This window comes from Thermomonas sp., assembly GCF_041919455.1.
Taxonomy (GTDB): domain Bacteria; phylum Pseudomonadota; class Gammaproteobacteria; order Xanthomonadales; family Xanthomonadaceae; genus Thermomonas.
In genome coordinates this window covers 19,093-35,616 of the sequence record NZ_JAYRTQ010000024.1, presented here as the reverse complement: position 1 = coordinate 35,616, position 16,524 = coordinate 19,093, and the positions used below count along the sequence as shown (strand labels likewise).

The 16,524-nt window shown below is 66.1% G+C and carries 15 protein-coding genes; 6 read left to right on the top strand and 9 right to left on the bottom strand.

The features are described from left to right. Window positions 1-237 precede the first annotated feature (237 nt). The 3 genes from ACE3T8_RS13330 to ACE3T8_RS13320 all read left to right on the top strand — a co-directional run bounded on the left by ACE3T8_RS13330 (window position 238) and on the right by ACE3T8_RS13320 (window position 2,247). Window positions 238-492: a type ISP restriction/modification enzyme gene (locus ACE3T8_RS13330; RefSeq protein WP_374609717.1), complete on the top strand. Its 255-nt coding sequence runs from the start codon at window positions 238-240 to the stop codon at window positions 490-492. Window positions 493-519: 27 nt separating this feature from the next. Continuing rightward, window positions 520-1,673 (top strand): IS3 family transposase gene (locus ACE3T8_RS13325; RefSeq protein WP_374609715.1). Its coding sequence is split into 2 segments (ribosomal slippage): window positions 520-760 and window positions 760-1,673, totalling 1,155 coding nucleotides; the frame shifts between segments, so codons are not numbered across the junction. Window positions 1,674-1,848: 175 nt separating this feature from the next. Then, a complete protein-coding gene (locus tag ACE3T8_RS13320) occupies window positions 1,849-2,247 on the top strand; it encodes a nuclear transport factor 2 family protein (protein WP_374609713.1) in 399 nt (132 codons plus the stop codon). A gap of 31 nt (window positions 2,248-2,278) precedes the next feature. Here ACE3T8_RS13320 and ACE3T8_RS13315 read toward each other — a convergent pair whose 3' ends face one another. From ACE3T8_RS13315 to ACE3T8_RS13275, 9 genes are read right to left on the bottom strand one after another with little or no spacing between them, the layout of a single operon-like run. Next, window positions 2,279-3,397, bottom strand: coding sequence for an acyl-CoA dehydrogenase family protein (locus ACE3T8_RS13315; RefSeq protein WP_374609712.1), 1,119 nt, complete (start codon window positions 3,395-3,397; stop codon window positions 2,279-2,281). 11 nt (window positions 3,398-3,408) lie between these two features. Then, entirely contained in the window at window positions 3,409-4,572 is a 1,164-nt protein-coding gene (locus ACE3T8_RS13310; RefSeq protein ID WP_374609710.1) for an acyl-CoA dehydrogenase family protein, read from the bottom strand. 15 nt (window positions 4,573-4,587) lie between these two features. After that, window positions 4,588-5,484 (bottom strand): SDR family oxidoreductase, encoded by an 897-nt coding sequence (locus ACE3T8_RS13305; protein ID WP_374609708.1) that lies wholly within the window; start codon window positions 5,482-5,484, stop codon window positions 4,588-4,590. Beyond that, window positions 5,481-6,263 carry an SDR family oxidoreductase gene (locus ACE3T8_RS13300; protein ID WP_374609706.1) on the bottom strand — a complete coding sequence of 261 codons (783 nt, stop codon included), beginning with the start codon at window positions 6,261-6,263 and terminating at the stop codon, window positions 5,481-5,483. Before ACE3T8_RS13300 ends, ACE3T8_RS13305 begins: the two co-directional genes overlap by 4 nt. Before the next feature lie 10 nt (window positions 6,264-6,273). Then, a complete protein-coding gene (locus tag ACE3T8_RS13295) occupies window positions 6,274-8,103 on the bottom strand; it encodes an acyl-CoA dehydrogenase (RefSeq protein ID WP_374609704.1) in 1,830 nt (609 codons plus the stop codon). Between the two features lie 3 nt (window positions 8,104-8,106). Then, complete coding sequence (locus tag ACE3T8_RS13290) at window positions 8,107-9,285, bottom strand: acetyl-CoA C-acyltransferase (protein WP_374609702.1); 1,179 nt, start codon at window positions 9,283-9,285, stop codon at window positions 8,107-8,109. An 8-nt stretch (window positions 9,286-9,293) separates the two neighbouring features. Beyond that, the gene (locus tag ACE3T8_RS13285; protein ID WP_374609700.1) at window positions 9,294-11,402 is read right to left on the bottom strand and encodes a 3-hydroxyacyl-CoA dehydrogenase NAD-binding domain-containing protein; all 2,109 of its coding nucleotides are present in this window, start codon (window positions 11,400-11,402) and stop codon (window positions 9,294-9,296) included. Between the two features lie 43 nt (window positions 11,403-11,445). Beyond that, the gene (locus tag ACE3T8_RS13280) at window positions 11,446-12,504 is read right to left on the bottom strand and encodes a phosphotransferase family protein (protein ID WP_374609698.1); all 1,059 of its coding nucleotides are present in this window, start codon (window positions 12,502-12,504) and stop codon (window positions 11,446-11,448) included. Next, a complete protein-coding gene (locus ACE3T8_RS13275; protein WP_374609696.1) occupies window positions 12,501-13,235 on the bottom strand; it encodes a 2-phosphosulfolactate phosphatase in 735 nt (244 codons plus the stop codon). Before ACE3T8_RS13275 ends, ACE3T8_RS13280 begins: the two co-directional genes overlap by 4 nt. 193 nt (window positions 13,236-13,428) lie before the next feature. On the opposite strand from ACE3T8_RS13275, the gene ACE3T8_RS13270 reads away from it, so the two are divergent. From ACE3T8_RS13270 to ACE3T8_RS13260, 3 genes are read left to right on the top strand one after another with little or no spacing between them, the layout of a single operon-like run. After that, on the top strand, window positions 13,429-14,661 hold the full coding sequence (locus ACE3T8_RS13270; protein ID WP_374609694.1) for an acyl-CoA dehydrogenase family protein: 1,233 nt from the start codon (window positions 13,429-13,431) through the stop codon (window positions 14,659-14,661). Then, a complete protein-coding gene (locus ACE3T8_RS13265) occupies window positions 14,661-15,494 on the top strand; it encodes an IclR family transcriptional regulator (protein ID WP_374609692.1) in 834 nt (277 codons plus the stop codon). The genes ACE3T8_RS13270 and ACE3T8_RS13265 overlap by 1 nt, the downstream gene beginning before the upstream one ends. A gap of 19 nt (window positions 15,495-15,513) precedes the next feature. Then, window positions 15,514-16,509: an NADPH:quinone oxidoreductase family protein gene (locus ACE3T8_RS13260; RefSeq protein WP_374609690.1), complete on the top strand. Its 996-nt coding sequence runs from the start codon at window positions 15,514-15,516 to the stop codon at window positions 16,507-16,509. Window positions 16,510-16,524 lie beyond the last annotated feature (15 nt).

The following is a 16,524-nucleotide window of genomic DNA, read 5'->3' as shown; positions in this document are numbered from 1 at the left end:
AACTTCTCAAGCAGGTCCTGGGGCAGGATCGCTTCCGGCGCAGCCGCCGGCGGGGTCTTCTTGCGAGGCATGGGGGGCTCCTGAATCTCGTCATCGTAGGGCCCCACACAAAAATCCTGACACCCTCCAGCCAAACTGCCAGCCCACATGTCCAGCTTGATCGAGTTCTACAATGCCGAATTGGCGAACTTTAATGCAGCGCATCCGGGGCTAAACAAGACGTAACGGCATGAACGTGTGGATGGATTCGTCTATGCCGATCCGACGCGAATCAGTTGGGCGCGTGCATTGACGCATGATCTTAGTAAAGATCGCAGCTACGCGTTCGAATCCGAATGTATCCGAACCAGCCTCTATCGCCCATTCACCAAGCAATGGCTTTACTTCAACCGGTGCCTCAATGAGATGGTCTATCAGATGCCGCGACTCTGTCCGGAGAAAACGGCAATCAATCTAGGGGTTCTACCCCGATATCACGGACACTTCAGTTAAGCCCCATCATGGGGCAGGAGGAGTGTCATGCAACAGCGAAGGAAGTACAGCGAAGAGTTCAAGCGTGAGGCGGTTGGACTGACACGACTGCCGGGAGCGAACGTGTCCCAGATAGCCCGAGACGTGGGTATCCTTCCCAATCAATTGCATCGATGGCGACGTGAGCTTGATGGGGGTGGCGCAAAGGCCTTCCCCGGTGCAGGTACGGCCAGGGACCAGGAGTTGCTGGCACTCAAGCTTGAGCTGGCCCGGGTGAAGAAGGAGCGGGATTTTTTGCGAGATGCGGCGACGTTCTTTGCCAAGGCATCGTCTTGAGGTACGAGGCGATCCGACGTCACCGCGGCGAGTACCCGGTCCGGCTCATGTGCCGTTGTTTGAAGGTCTCGGCCAGCGGCTTCCACGACTGGGCAAAGCGCGCTCCCAGTATGCGTGCGCGAGACAACGCACGCTTGCTGGAGAGGATCCACCAGCATCACACCGATAGCGACGGCGTGATGGGCGCACCGCGCATGTACGAGGAACTAGGCTATGAAGGCGAGACCGCCAGCCTGAACCGCGTGGCGCGCCTCATGGCGAGCAATGGCCTGTTCGGCGTGCCGCAGAAGCGGCAGTGGCGGCGCAAACCCTCAGGCGTGCGACCAGCCTATGTGCGCAATCACTTGGAGCGCGACTTCCAGGCATGGGAACCGAACACCAAGTGGGTGGTCGACATCACCTTCATCAAGACCGGCGAAGGTTGGTTGTATCTGTGTGCCGTGCTGGACCTGTTCTCCCACCAAGTGGTCGGCTGGTCGATGTCGCCTGTCCAGGATCGGCATATGGTGCTCAAGGCGGTGATGATGGCCTGCTGGCAACGACCCGATCGCAGCCCTGTAATCCTGCACTCGGACCGTGGCGCGCAGTTCACCAGCGCAGACTACCAGCAGTTTCTGAAGGACCACCACATCATCAGCAGCATGAGCGCGGTAGGTCATTGTGGTGACAACGCCGCGATGGAGGGCTTCTTCGGCGTGCTCAAGCGCGAACGTGTGTACCGCCGCCGCTATCTGACGATGTCCGACGCCAGAAGTGATGTGTTCGACTACATCGAACGCTTCCACAACCCGCGCATGCGACGCAGGCTGGATGCGAACGATCAGGCCTTTAGACTCTTAACCCAACAGTCCGTGGAAACGGGGTAGAACCCGGGTGCAACGTCGTCGACAAGATGGAGACATCCGAACAGGGCAAGTTCGGATGGGTCATCGATCCGGAAGGGAACAAGGTCGAACTCTGGCAGCCGCCCACAGGACAATGAGTCCAGTTGATCGCCGCGATCCATCAACCCCCGAACGAGATACAAGGCCCGCCATCGCCATGAACCCGCATCCGATCGAGACCTGGCACCGACTCGTCGCGACCAACGACGCATCCGGGCTGGACGGCCTGCTTGCCGATGACGCGGTCTTCCTCTCGCCGATCGTGCATGCCCCGCAGCACGGGAAGGCGCTCGCGAAGGCCTATCTGTCCGCCGCGTTCAAGGTCTTCTTCAATCCGACCTTCCGCTACGTGCGCGAGATCCTCGGGCCGTCCGATGCCATGCTGGAATTCGAAACCGAGATCGACGGCGTGCTGGTCAACGGCGTCGACATCATCAACTGGAACGAAACCGGCCAGATCGTCGAGTTCAAGGTGATGATCCGGCCACTCAAGGCCGTCAACCTGATCCACGAGCGCATGGGCGCGATGCTGGCGGCCGCCCACCGAAAGGCTTGATCTCGTTCGGCCGATGCATCGGCCCTGCACGCTATGCGGCCTGCGAGTGCACAAGCCCGCGATAGTGCGCAAGGTGTTCATCGGTGCCGCCCATGCGCAGCTCGAACGCGAGCAGGCGCTTGAAGCAATGGCTGACATCCAGTTCGTCGGTCATGCCCATGCCGCCATGCAACTGCACCGCTTCCTGGCCCACCTTGCGTGCGGCCTGACCGACCACGACTTTCGCGCCGCTCACTGCTTCGCGTCGCGCGCGCGCATCGGATTGCAGGCAGGCGGACGTAGCGAGATAGGTCATCGAACGCGCCTGCTCGACCTGCATGTACATGTCCGCCATCCGGTGCTGCAAAGCCTGCAGGCGACCGATGGCGGTGCCGAACTGCACGCGGTCGCGGGCGTATTGCACCGTGGCGGCGAGGACGCGGTCCAGCACGCCGAGCGCATCCGCGCACAACGCCGTAATGCCGCGATCCAGTGCCTCGTCGATGGCTTCGCTGGCATCGGCATCGCCAAGCCGTGAATCGACAGCGACCATGACGTCCAGCTCGACATCGGCGGCACGCATGCCATCGATCGTGCGGTAGTCGCGCAAGGCAACGCCTGCCGCTTCACGATCGACCATGAACACACCGACGCCATCGCCGACACGCGCGCTCACAAGCAGCCAGCGCGCCATCGGGGCGTGGTAGACGCACGACTTCCACCCCTGCAATCGCCAGCCATCGCCCTCGCGCGTGGCGACGGTCGAGCGCGGCGCGAACCAGTCGCCATCCTCGTCGTGCGCGAACACGGCGATGACGTCGCCGGACGTCAACGCGCCCAGTAGCTGTTCGCGTTGTGCGCCCTGCGCCAGCGCCGAAATCAAGCGCGTGGCCAATACCGCGCTGGAATGGAACGGCTCGACCAGCAGCGCGGCACCGATGGCTTGCGCGACCAGCATCGTGCCGACCGGACCGGCACCGATGCCGCCATCGGCTTCATCGATGTCGAGTGCCAGCAGGCCGAGCTCGGCCAGTTCGGCCCAAGTCGTCGCCGACCATCCCGCCTCGCTGGCAAGGATGCCGGCGCGATGTTCCAGCGCGTAACTCGTTTCCAGGTAGCGCCGGATCGAGTCCTGCAGCAGTTGCTGTTCGTCGGTGAAGGAAAAATCCATGGTCGTCCTCGTCAGAGCTGCAGGACCATCTGCGCGATGATGTTGCGCTGGATCTCGTTGGATCCGCCGTAGATGCTCAACTTGCGCAGGTTCATGTACTGGGCTGCGACACGCGGTACGTCTTCGCCATCGCCGTCGAACCGCAAGGCGCGCGAACCCAACGCCTCGACCTGCAATTCACTGATGCGTTGCAGGATCTCGGTGCCGCGGATCTTCAGCATTGAGGCTTCCGGCCCCGGCGACTGCTGACGCGCCTCGGCGAAGATCACCCGCAGGTTGGTGACTTCCAGCGCCTTCAGCTCCAGCGTCAGCTGGGCGATGCGGGTGGCGAAGATCGGATCGTCGAGCAGCGCTGCACCGTTGCGCATTGCTTCGCTGGCCATGCGCTTGAGCCTCGCAAGTTCACGGCGGCTGGCGCCGATCCCGGCGATGTTGGTGCGTTCGTGGCCGAGCAGGAACTTGGCGTAGGTCCAGCCGGCATTCTCCTCGCCCACCAGGTTCTCCGCCGGCACACGAACGTCGTCGAAGAAGATTTCGTTGACCTCGTGTCGGCCGTCGAGCAAACGTGTGGGCTGCACGCGGATGCCCGGCGTCTTCATGTCGATCAGCAGGAAGCTGATCCCGCGCTGCGGCTTGGCTGCCGCATCCGTGCGCACCAGGCAGAAGATCCAGTCGGCGTGCTGGCCCAGCGTGTTCCAGGCTTTCTGGCCATTGACGACGAAGTGATCGCCATCGCGCTGCGCACGGGTCTTCAGCGAAGCGAGGTCGGAGCCACTGCCCGGTTCGGAATAGCCCTGGCACCACCAATCGCTGGCGTCGAGGATCCGCGGGAGGAAACGCGCCTTCTGCGCCTCCGACCCATAGCGCATGATCACCGGCGCGACCATCTTCAGGCCGAACGGCAACTGGATCGGCGCATCGGCGGCGAAGCACTCGATGTCGAACAGGTATTGCCGGGTCTTGTCCCAGCCGGTGCCGCCGAACTCGGAAGGCCACATGGCAGCGCCCCAGCCGCGCTCGAACAGGATGCGTTGCCAGCGGCGCACGTCCTCGGCCAAGTGCGACTCGTCGCCGCGGCGCATGCGGTCTCGGATGTCGCCGGGCAGGTTTGCATCCACGAACGCGCGGACTTCCTCGCGGAATCCGATCTCGTCGGCGCTGAAATTCAGGTCCATGCAAACTCCATCCGATCAGGGCGCACGCAGCGCCGCGACCAGTTGCTGGCGCACATGCGGGATCGCGGCATACGGATCGGCAGGTGCGCCGCCTGCGAGCAGCGCATCGGCACGTTCGCGCACGCCTTCGATCGCCTGCGGGTGCGGCAGCACCCAGAAGCGATCGTGGGCGATGGCATCGAAGGTCAGGCGCGCGACATCGTCCGCAGTCACCTTCGCCGAGGCGATGGCCTTCTCCACCATCGATGCGCCCAATGCCGCGGCACGCGAACGGGTGGGGTCGTCATGCGGGCGATTGCGATGCGATTTCGCGATACCCGTCGCGACCCACGACGGGCACAACACCGAGCAACCGATCTGGTCGGTGACCAACGACAAGTCCTGGTGCAGGGTTTCGGACAGCGACACCACGGCATGCTTGGCCACGTTGTACGGCCCCATCAACGGCGGATCGATCAGCCCGGCCATCGAGGCGGTGTTGATCACGCGTCCGCGATAGTCGTGATCGGCTTTCGCGGCGGAAAGCATGCGCGGCACGAAGGCGCGCACCCCGTGGATGGTGCCCCACAGGTTGACGCCCACCACCCACTCCCAGTCGCGCGTGGTGGCTTCCCACAGCAGGCCGGTACTGCCCACGCCGGCATTGTTGAACAGCAGGTGCACCGCACCGAAGCGCTCGAATGCATCAGTGGCGAGCACCTCCATCGCCTCGCCATCGGTGACATCCAGCGTGCGATGGAGGATGTCGATGCCGTCGAGTTCGGCGACGGTCTCGGCCAATGCATCCGCCTGTACGTCGACCAGCACCAGCGCCATGCCTTCCGCGGCGGCGATGCGTGCGAATTCGCGGCCGAAGCCGGAGCCCGCGCCGGTGATCACCGCGACCTTGCCGCGCAATGAGCAGATCTTCATACCGCGGTATACCCGCCATCGACCGCCAGCACCTGGCCGGTGATGTGCTGGCCGGCATCGGAGGCGAACAACAGCGCGGCGCCCTTCAAGTCTTCATCCCCACCAAGCCGGCGCAGCGGTGCGTGACCCATCAGCGATTCCTCCCCGAGCGCTTCGATCACGCCCTGGCTCATCTTCGACGGGAAGAAGCCAGGTGCGATCGCGTTGACGGTGATGCCGCGGCCGCCCCACTCCGCCGCTAGCGCGCGCGTGAGGTTGACCACCGCACCCTTAGAGGCGTTGTACGCCGCGGTCTTGAGCAGACCACCGGCATTGCCGCGCAGGCCCGCCACCGACGCCACGTTGATGATCCGCCCGGCACCGCGCGGCAGCATCGAACGCTTCGCGACCTGCTGCGACAACGCAAACAGTCCGCGCACATTGAGGTCGAACACCTTGTCCCAGGCCTCCAGCGGATAGTCCTCCGCCGGCGCGCCCCAGCTTGCGCCGGCGTTGTTGACCAGCACATCCACCTGGCCGAATGCGGCGAGGACGTCATCGACCAGCTGCGTCACCGCTTCCGGCTTGCTGGCATCGGCGGCGAAGGCCTCCGCGCGGATGCCGCGTGCGCGCAGGTGCTCCAGCGCGGCATCGAGCTCATGCTGCTTGCGTGCGGAGATTGCGATTGTCGCGCCGTAGTCTCCGAGCGCTTCGGCGACCTGCAGGCCGAGGCCGCGCGAACCACCGGTGACCAGGGCCACGCGCCCATCGAGGTCGAACAAGGTCTTGTTGCCGTGCATGTCCACTCCTTCAGAACCAGTAGTCGCGCATCGCCAGCGCGGTGTCGTCGTTGTCGGCCAGCCGGTCCAGCCACGCATCCACGCGCGGCAGTTCCCACTGCATGAAATAGCGTGCCGCTTGATGCTTGCCTCGGGCGAAGTCGTCTTCGCGATCACCCAGCGCAAGCACCTGATCCAACCAGATCCACGCCACGGTGACGTGGCCAAACGCTTCCAGGTACGCGCTCGCATTCGCCAGCCGCGCCACCGGATCGGCGACCTGCAGCAACGACGCGGTGACGTCGCGCAGGCGCGCGAGTCGCATCGACAAGGCATCGGCAAGCGCCGCGCATGATGTGCCGACGGCACGCGCGATGCTTGCATCAAGCAACGCGCAATAAGCCGCGAACGCCGCGCCATCGAACATCGCCACCTTGCGACCCAGCAGGTCGATGCCCTGGATCCCGTGGGTGCCTTCATGGATCGGGTTGAGCCGGTTGTCGCGCCACAGCTGTTCGACCTTGTAGTCGCGCGTATAGCCGTAGCCGCCATGCACCTGGATGGCCAGATCATTGCCGTGCAGGCACCACTGCGACGGCCAGCTCTTGGCGATCGGCGTCAGGATGTCCAGAAACAGATCGCGTGACGACGCAGCGGACGCATCCCCGGCCTCGCGGGCGATGCGGGCTTCGTCCACCAGCCTGGCGCAGTAGAGCACCAGGCCAAGCCCGCCCTCGGCATAACTCTTCTGCGCCAGCAGCATCCGCCGCACGTCCGCATGCGCGACCAGAGGCTCTTGCGGTTGCGACGGATCCTTCCCCGCTGGCCCCGGCAAGCGTCCCTGCGGGCGATTGCGCGCGTAGTCCAGCGCGTGCAGGTAACCGGCATAGCCCAACGCGACCGCACCCAAGCCAACACCGATGCGCGCGTCGTTCATCATGTGGAACATGCCGGCGAGGCCCCCGCCCGGCTTGCCGACGAGATAGCCGATCGCGCCCGCGCGGCCTTCCGGCGTGAAGCGCCCCTCGCCGAAATTCAGCGCGCAGTTCACCGTCGCGCGATAGCCCAGTTTGTGGTTCAAACCGGCCAGGCTGACGTCGTTGCGTTCGCCGACATTGCCGTCCGAGCCGACCAGCGAACGCGGCACGATGAACAGCGAGATGCCGCGCGTTCCCGGCAGCAACCTGCCATCGGCATCAGGCACTTTCGCCAGCACGAGGTGGACGATGTTGCCGAGGATTTCGTGCTCGCCGCCTGAGATCCACATCTTGCGGCCGTCGAGCCGGTACTGCGGTCCGAATGCGGACTCGCGCTCAAAGGTCGCGCGGGTGGTGATGTCGGACAGCGAGGAGCCCGCCTGTGGCTCCGACAGGCACATCGTGCCGGTCCAGTCGCCTCGCAACTGCGGCATCGCGAACGCATCAATCTGTGCGTGCGTGCCATGGGCAAGCAACAGGCGCGCGTTGCCCATGGTCAGCAGCGGATAAGCGCAGGCACCGATGTTGGCGGCATACAGATTCACCAGCGCCGCCTTCTCCACCACCACCGGCAACTGCATGCCGCCGACGGCATCGTCCTCGGTCGCTGCGATTAACCCACTGCCCGCGAACTCACGCACTGCGTCGGCGACCTGCGGATGCACGCTGACCCGTTCGCCATCGAACTGCGGCTCGTCGCGATCGGCGGCCTGGTAGCACGGCGCGAACACCTCGGCGGCCAGTCGATCGCAACTATCCATCACCGCGTCGAAGGTCTCCGCCGAATGCGCGGCGAACCGCGGGGCCTGCAGCAAGGCATCCACGCCCAGCCAGTCGTGCAACTGGAAGTGCAGTTCGCGGCGCGGGATCAACGGCACCGACATCGATCAGGCGACCTCGAACAAGCCGGCCGCACCCTGCCCGCCACCCACGCACATGGTGACCACCACGTACTTCACGCCGCGACGCTTGCCCTCGATCAGCGCATGGCCGACCAGGCGCGCCCCGCTGACGCCGTACGGATGGCCGACCGCGATCGCGCCGCCATTGACGTTGAGCCGGTCGTGCGGGATGCCGAGCGTGTCCATGCAATACAGGACCTGCACGGCGAAGGCCTCGTTGAGTTCCCACAGGCCGATGTCGTCCACCGTCAGGCCGGCGTTCCTCAGCAGCTTCGGCACCGCGAACACCGGGCCGATGCCCATCTCGTCGGCCTCGCAACCCGCCACCGCGAAGCCGCGAAAAATGCCCAGCGGCTGCAAGCCCTTGCGCGCGGCGGCATCCGCCGACATCAGCACGCTGGCCGAGGCACCATCGGAAAACTGGCTGGCGTTGCCCGCCGAGATGACGCCGCCGGGGACTGCGCTGCGGATCTTCGCCACCGCGTCGTACGTGGTGTCCGCGCGTACGCCCTCATCGCGATCCAGGGTGACCTCGCGCGTGCCGACCGCCTTTGTCACCGGATCGGCGACGGCCATGCGCACGGTGATCGGCACGATCTCGTCGTCGAAGCGGCCGGCGGTCTGCGCCGCAGCGGCACGCAGCTGGCTCTCGGTGCCGTAACGGTCTTGTCGTTCGCGGTCGATGCCGTAGCGCTTGGCCACGATCTCCGCGGTCTGCAGCATCGGCATGTAGATCGCGGGAACGTGTCGCTTCAGCCAGGCGTCTTCCAGCATGTGCTGGTTGATGGTGCCCTGCACGGTGGAGATGCATTCCACGCCACCGGCGACGAACACCTCGCCTTCGCCGGCGACGATGCGTTGCGCGGTCTGCGCGATCGCCTGCAGGCCGGAGGCGCAGAAGCGGTTGACGGTGGCGCCGGGTACGCTGGCCGGCAGGCCCGCGCGAATCGCGATCTGGCGGGCGATGTTGCTGCCGGTTGCGCCTTCCGGTGTGGCGCAACCCATCACCACGTCCTCGACCTCGGCAGGATCGATGCCGGCGCGCTCGACCGCATGGCGCACCACGTGGCCACCCACGGTCGCCCCGTGGCTGAGGTTCAACGCGCCCTTCCAGCTCTTGGCCAGCCCGGTGCGCGCGGTGGAGACGATGACGGCTTCTTTCACGGCGGGCCTCACGCAGCAGCGCGCTTGCGCGCGGCGAAATCATTGAAGGAGAGGCCAGCCTCGGCCAGTTCGACCAGCAGCGGCGCCGGTTCCCAGCATTCGCCGCGGTGGCCGCGCGCGTAGCTGCGCATGGCCGCCAGCACGTTGTACAAACCGACCTGGTCGGCATGGAACATCGGCCCGCCGCGCCAGACCGGGAAGCCGTAACCGGACAGATAGACGATATCGATGTCGGACGCGCGCGCCGCAATGCCCTCCTCGAGCAGGCGCGCACCTTCGTTGGTCAACGCATACACCAGTCGTTCGACGATCTCCTGGTCGCTGATCGCACGGCGCTGGATGCCGAGTTCCTTCGATTGCGCGACGATCATCGCCTCGACCTCGGCTGATGGATGCGGCGTGCGGTCGCCCGGCACGTAGTCGTACCAGCCCTTGCCGGTCTTCTGGCCGTAGCGGCCCATCTCGCAAAGCAGGTCGCCGTTCTTCGGATAGACCATGCCGGGTTGTTCGACGTAACGCCGCTTGCGGATCGCCCAGCCGATGTCGTTGCCGGCCAGGTCGCCCATGCGGAACGGTCCCATCGCAAACCCGAACGCTTCCATCGCCCGATCCACCTGCTGCGGCAGCGCACCTTCCTCCAGCAGGAAACCGGCCTGCCGCGAGTACTGCTCGATCATGCGGTTGCCGATGAAGCCGTCGCACACCCCGGACACCACCGCGGTCTTGCGGATGCGCTTGGCCATCGCCATCGCGGTGGCCATCACGTCCTTCGCGGCCCGTGCGCCACGCACCACTTCCAGCAGGCGCATCACATTGGCCGGGCTGAAGAAATGCAGGCCCAGCACGTCCTGCGGGCGCTTGGTGAACGCCGCGATCCTGTCCACGTCCAGTGTCGAGGTATTCGTGGCCAGGATCGCGCCGGGCTTGGCCACCGCGTCGATCTTCTCGAAGACCGATTGCTTGACCGCGTAATCCTCGTACACCGCTTCAATCACCAGGTCCGCGTCGGCCAGCGCGTCGTAGGACAACGATGGCGTCAGCAGTGCCATCCGCTGCTCGACCTGCTCGTCGGTCAGCTTGCCTTTCTTGGCGCTGGCCTCGTAGTTGCGGCGGATGGTGGCGACGCCGCGATCCAGCGCTTCCTGCGTGGTCTCCACCAGCGTGACCGGGATGCCGGCATTGAGGAAATTCATGCTGATGCCACCGCCCATGGTGCCGGCGCCGATCACGCCGACCCGGTCGATCGGGCGCTGCATCACATCGGCGCCGATGTCGTCGATCTTGCCGGCCGCGCGCTCGCCGAAGAACGCATGGCGCAGCGCCTTCGACTCCGGCGAGTTCAGTAGCACGGTGAAGCCTTCGCGCTCGACCGCCATACCGGCATCGAACGGCTTCAGCGACGCCGCCACCGCGTCCACGCAACGCAACGGCGCCGGGAAGTTCTTCGAGGCCGCAGCCACGCCCATGCGTGCCCAGGCGATGAAGGCTTCGGCATCGTCATGTTCGACCTTGCGGTCGCGTATGCGGGGATGCGGCCCACCTGCGGCGATTTTTTCCTTGAGCAACGCGACGGCAGCATCGACCACGTCGCCATCGACCACCACGTCGAACAACGCCGTGCGCGCCAGCTTGCCCGCAGGCACCGAGGCGCCGGACACGATCATGTTCAGCGCGGTTTCCAGCCCGACCACGCGCGGCAGCCGCTGGGTGCCGCCGGCGCCCGGCAGGATGCCGATCTTCACTTCCGGCAGGCCCACCTCGGCCTTCGCATCCGCGACGCGGTAGTTCGCGCCCAGCGAAAGCTCCAGCCCGCCACCCAGCGTGGTGCCGTTGATGGCGATGCAGACCGGCTTGGGACTGGCTTCGACCGCGGCGATCACGTCGTGCAGGTTCGGTGCCTGCTCAGCGCGCGGCGTGTTGAACTCCTTGATGTCGGCGCCGCCGGAGAACACCTTGCCGCCACCGGTGAGGACGATGCCGGCGATCGCGTCGTCGGCATTGGCGGCGGCGAGCGCATCCGCCATGCCGCGGCGCACCGCCAGGCCCATGCCGTTGACCGGCGGATTGTCGAAGGTGATGACGGCGATGCCGTCGCGCGAAATCGTGGTTACAGCCATGTCGGCCTCTGCACCTTGGCGTGGAGGGAAATGCGGCAACGACTCATGCGTTGTTGCCGGCGCGTTGCGCGAAGCCCCAGCCGAGCGCGGCGAGGTACGGCACCTGCGCAGCGAACTGCAGCGCGGCGGGGTCGGTGGCCATGCCGGCGCGCGCGCGCGCGCCCACGCCCTGCAGGATCGCGGCCAACCGGAACAGGTTGTAGGCGAGGCTGAAATCCCAATGCCCGCCGACCGTCATCCCGGTTCGGCGCTCGTACGCCTGCACGTAAGCCTGCTCGTTCGGAATGCCAATTGCGTCCAGATCCAGCCCGCCCAGTCCGGACAACGCCGTCGGCGCGATGTGCCAGCTCATCACGTGATAGGAGAAATCGGCCAGCGGGTGACCCAGCGTGGACAACTCCCAGTCCAGCACCGCCAGCAGGCGCGGTTCGCCGCGGGCGAACACCATGTTGTCGATGCGGAAGTCGCCGTGCACCAGCGCCACCGGTTCGCCTTCTTCGCGCGGGACATGCAGCGGCAGCCACGCGATCAGCTTGTCCATGTCGGCGATCTCGCCATCGCGACTGGCGGCGTATTGGCGCGTCCAGCGATCGATCTGTCTGGCGAAGTACTGGCCGGGACGGCCGTAGTCGCGCAGGCCCAGCGCATCGATGTCGAGCAGGTGCAACGCAGCGATGCCGGCATTCATGGCGTCGTAGCGCTCGGCGCGCTGCGCGGGTTCCAGTCCGGGCAGCGACTGCTCGCGCAGGATGTCGCCATCGACGAAGTCCATCACGTAGAAGCCGGCGCCGATGAGGGATTCGTCTTCGCACAGCGCATGCATCGTGGCCACCGGCACCGCGCTGCCGGCCAGCGCCTGCTGCACGCGGAATTCGCGTTCGATTGCATGCGCGGACGGCAACAGGTTGGCGCGCGGCCCAGGACGTGCGCGCAACACGCAATCGCGTTGCGCGGTGCGCAGGCGCCAGCCGGGATTCGAGCGACCGCCGTGCAGGCGATCGATCTCCATCACCCCGCCGAAGCCTTCCAGTCGGTCCTGCAACCAGGCCTGCAGTCGCGACGCATTGCCTTCGACGTCGGGAAACAGCAAAGGCGCGCTCACGCGGTCGCCCTCACCATCACACCGTCGCGCAGGACCGGCACGACCGCGCTGGAATCGCAGGCTGCGGCATGCGCGATTTCGTCGTCCAACCCTGCTCGCGACAGCATCCGTCCCACCCGCGATGCGTTCAGTAGTTGGTCGATGTCTGCACCACCGACAGCGAACGCAGCCGCCATTGCGGCATCGGTGAGCGCGTAGTCGCCTTTGGCGCGCAACGCCCGCACCAGGTGACCCGCGCCGATGAAGTCTTCCAGGCACAAGCGCCCCACCGAACCCGCGCAGACCAGCAGGGCCGGCACGCCCGGATGCGTGGCGGCGATGTGCTTGGCGAGCGCAGCGGCATTCGTCAGCGCACCGGCATAGACCGCCGCCGCGCCCTCGCACGCCGCGATGGCGCGGGTGCCGTTGGTGGTGAAGTAGACCAGCTCGCTGCCGTCGCGCAGGCAGGTGGCCAAGGCCAGCGGCGTAGCCGGCGCATGTTCCGGCAGGGTCTGCGCCAGGTACTCGCCGGCCACCAGCGCGCCAGGGCGGGCAGCGGCTGCGCGCCGGGCATCGTCGGCATCGAACGCCGGGTAGACCCGCGACGCGCCGCTGGCCAGCGCATGCACGATGGTCGAGGTCGCGAACAGCACGTCGATCACCACCACCACGCGGCCGTCGAGGCGCGAGGCGTCGATGTCCTCGCGACGAACGAGGACATGCAGGCTGGGGCGAGCGGCGGTTTCATTCATTTGACTTTATATTCCGTATCGTGGAATACAATTCTGTGATTCGGAATGATCTTAACCGACATCCGGAGCACTGCAAATCAGGCAATGCTGGATCTGCACGCACGACTTCATGTTTATCGCGGAGTTGCGCGTACCGCGGATGCGCCATACGATCCGATCAATATCGGAACCAGTGTTCCGTATGATGAAACTCATGGATCTCACACCCAGCCCTCGCGCCCTTGAACTCCACCGCCAGTTGCATGCCTTCCTGCAGGAGCGCGTCTGGCCGATGGAAGCCGCTTATGCCACGGAGGACGCCGCGAACCGCGCGGCCGGCAACCCCTGGCAGCCCAGCGAGGTGATCGAAGGATTGAAGGCGGAGGCACGCGCGCAAGGCCTCTGGAACCTGTTCCTGCCCAACTCCGCGCATGCGCCGGAAGGCCTGTCAAACCTGGACTACGCGCCGCTGTGCGAGCTGATGGGACGCATGTACTGGTCGCCCGAGGTGTTCAATTGCAGCGCGCCGGACACCGGCAACATGGAAGTCCTGGCGCGCTACGCCGGTGAGGCGCAGCAGGCGCGCTGGTTGCAGCCATTGCTCGACGGCCGCATCCGCTCTGCCTTCCTGATGACCGAGCCGGCGGTGGCCTCGTCCGATGCCACCAACCTGCAATGCGGGATCCGCCGCGACGGCGACGATTACGTACTCGATGGCCGCAAGTGGTTCGCCTCCGGAGCCGGCGATCCGCGCTGCGAGGTCTACATCGTCATGGGCATCACCGACACGAACGCGGCGGCGCACCAGCGCCACTCGATGATCGTGGTGCCCGCCGACACGCCCGGCATCCGCGTCAACCGCGCGATGGACGTCTACGGCTACGACGACGCGCCACACGGGCACATGGAGATCGACCTGGTCGACGTGCGCGTGCCCGCGGCCAACATGCTGCTCGGCGAAGGCCGCGGCTTCGAGATCGCACAGGGTCGCTTGGGGCCGGGGCGCATCCACCACTGCATGCGCGCGATCGGCATGGGCGAGCGTGCGCTGGAGGCGATGTGCCGGCGACTGGCGTCGCGCCATGCGTTCGGACGCGCGATCGCTGACCAGTCGATCTGGCGCGAGCGCATCGCCGAATCGCGCTGCCTGCTGGACCAGGCGCGGCTGATGGTGCTGAACGCCGCGCGGATGATGGACACCGTGGGCAACAAGGCGGCGCGCGCGGAGATCGCGATGATCAAGGTGATCGCGCCGCAGGCGGCAGAGAAGGTCATCGACTGGGCGGTGCAGGCACATGGCGCGGCCGGCGTCAGCCAGGACACGTTCCTGGCCAAGGCCTGGGCGCACAACCGCACCCTGCGGCTTGCGGATGGGCCCGATGAAGTGCATCGCGACACCATCGCCAGGCTGGAACTGAAAAAGCACGCTGCGAAGGATGCCGCCTGATGGGCAACCCGAAGCGCGACCCGCAATCGCTTGCGGCCGACGCCGAGGGCCGCAATCCGCAACTGGTGAATTCGGTGGCGCGCGCTTTCTCGATCCTGCGCTGCTTCGAACAGGTGCGTTCCCATCCGGAACACCGCTATCTCGGCAACCAGGAGATCGCCAGGCGCACCCGCCTCCCCAAGGCGACGGTGTCGCGGCTGTCGCAGACGCTGGCCACGCTGGGTTACCTCGAGTATTCGCCGACGCTGGAGAAATACGCACTGGGGCCGGCCGTGCTCGGCCTCGGCCACGCCTACATGGCCGGCCACGATGTCATCGGCATCGCCCAACCGCTGATGCAGGAACTGGCCGACTACACCCAGGCGGCGGTGATGCTGGCGGTACCCGAGGGCATGCGCATGCTGCTGCTGGAGGTCTGCCAAGGCGATGCGATGTTCAACATGCGCTTGGAAAAAGGCGCACGGGTGCCGCATGGCACCACTGCGCTGGGCCGCGCCGACCTCGCCGCGCGCTCGCGCGACGCATTCGACGGCTACCTGGCGGAACTCGAGCGCACCTCGAGCCCGGCCGGATGGGCGCAGATCCGCGCCGGCATCGAGCGCGCGCGCCAGGACTACGAGACCTACGGCTTCGTGTTCTCGCTGGGCGACTGGAATCCCGATGTCTTTGCGGTGGGTGTGCCGATGATCTCGGCGGACCGCACCCGCCGCTTCGCCTTCAACGTCAGCGGACGGCTGTCGGTGATGACTCGCGAAAAACTCGTGCAGGACTTCGGCCCGCGCCTGGTCGCCCTGCGCAACCGCGTGTACGAGGCCACCGAAGGCCGCTTCTGAAACGAAGGGAGATGCATCGATGAAAGCCGTCGTCTGCGATGCCTGGGGCACGCCCGACACCCTGCAAGTGAAGGATGTTCCACTCCCCGAACCGGGGCCGGGCCAGGTTCGCATTCGCGTGCGGGTTGCTGCCGTCAATTTCCCAGACGCCTTGCTGGTCGCAGGCAAATACCAGTTCAAGCCGGACTTCCCGTTCTCGCCGGGCGCGGAGTTTTCCGGGACGGTAAGCGCGCTTGGCGATGGCGTGACCTCCATCGCGGTCGGCGAGAAGGTGGTCGGCACCGCACCGTTCGGCGCGTATGCGGAAGAAATCTTGGCCGATGCCGCGCAGGTCGTCGCCTTGCGCGACGACACCAGCGATGACGAACTCGAACTGGTCGGCAGCTTCCTGCTCACGTATGGCACGTCGTACCACGCGCTGAAGGATCGCGCCGCTGCGAAGCCCGGCGAGACCTTGCTGGTGCTGGGTGCCGGAGGCGGCGTGGGCCTGGCGGCGGTGGAACTGGGCAAGCGGATGGGCTTGCGGGTGATCGCCGCGGCATCGACCGAAGCCAAGCGCGAGGCAGCGCGGTCACGCGGTGCGGACGAGGTCGTCGACTACACCACCGACGATTTCCGCGAACAACTGAAGATGTTCACCGGCGGCCGCGGCGTGGACATCGTCTACGACCCGGTGGGCGGGGACATCGCCGAAACGACCCTGCGCAGTGTCGGCTGGGGCGGGCGCTACTTGGTGGTGGGCTTCGCCGCCGGCGGCATCCCGAAGTTGCCGACCAACTTGCTCCTGCTCAAGGGCAGCGCACTGGTCGGCGTGTTCTGGGGCGAATTCGTCCGCCGCGAACCCGAGGCTAATGCCGCCAACACCCGCCAACTGCTGGCGTGGTTGCACGACCGCACCTTGCGCCCGCTGATCTCGGCGCGCTATCCATTGTCCGGCGCCGCGCAGGCACTGGATGCGCTGCTGGGCCGCGACGCGATCGGCAAGCTCGTCATCGTCCCATCGTTGGCAGGGTAAGGCACCGCTCGGACT

Excerpts from the sequence above, each read along its gene's own strand:
- ACE3T8_RS13320 (WP_374609713.1), top strand. The coding sequence starts at position 1,849 with ATGAACCCGCATCCGATCGAGACCTGGCACCGACTCGTCGCGACCAAC.
- ACE3T8_RS13315 (WP_374609712.1), bottom strand. The coding sequence starts at position 3,397 with ATGGATTTTTCCTTCACCGACGAACAGCAACTGCTGCAGGACTCGATC.
- ACE3T8_RS13310 (WP_374609710.1), bottom strand. The coding sequence starts at position 4,572 with ATGGACCTGAATTTCAGCGCCGACGAGATCGGATTCCGCGAGGAAGTC.
- ACE3T8_RS13305 (WP_374609708.1), bottom strand. The coding sequence starts at position 5,484 with ATGAAGATCTGCTCATTGCGCGGCAAGGTCGCGGTGATCACCGGCGCG.
- ACE3T8_RS13300 (WP_374609706.1), bottom strand. The coding sequence starts at position 6,263 with ATGCACGGCAACAAGACCTTGTTCGACCTCGATGGGCGCGTGGCCCTG.
- ACE3T8_RS13295 (WP_374609704.1), bottom strand. The coding sequence starts at position 8,103 with ATGTCGGTGCCGTTGATCCCGCGCCGCGAACTGCACTTCCAGTTGCAC.
- ACE3T8_RS13285 (WP_374609700.1), bottom strand. The coding sequence starts at position 11,402 with ATGGCTGTAACCACGATTTCGCGCGACGGCATCGCCGTCATCACCTTC.
- ACE3T8_RS13275 (WP_374609696.1), bottom strand. The coding sequence starts at position 13,235 with ATGAATGAAACCGCCGCTCGCCCCAGCCTGCATGTCCTCGTTCGTCGC.
- ACE3T8_RS13270 (WP_374609694.1), top strand. The coding sequence starts at position 13,429 with ATGGATCTCACACCCAGCCCTCGCGCCCTTGAACTCCACCGCCAGTTG.
- ACE3T8_RS13265 (WP_374609692.1), top strand. The coding sequence starts at position 14,661 with ATGGGCAACCCGAAGCGCGACCCGCAATCGCTTGCGGCCGACGCCGAG.
- ACE3T8_RS13260 (WP_374609690.1), top strand. The coding sequence starts at position 15,514 with ATGAAAGCCGTCGTCTGCGATGCCTGGGGCACGCCCGACACCCTGCAA.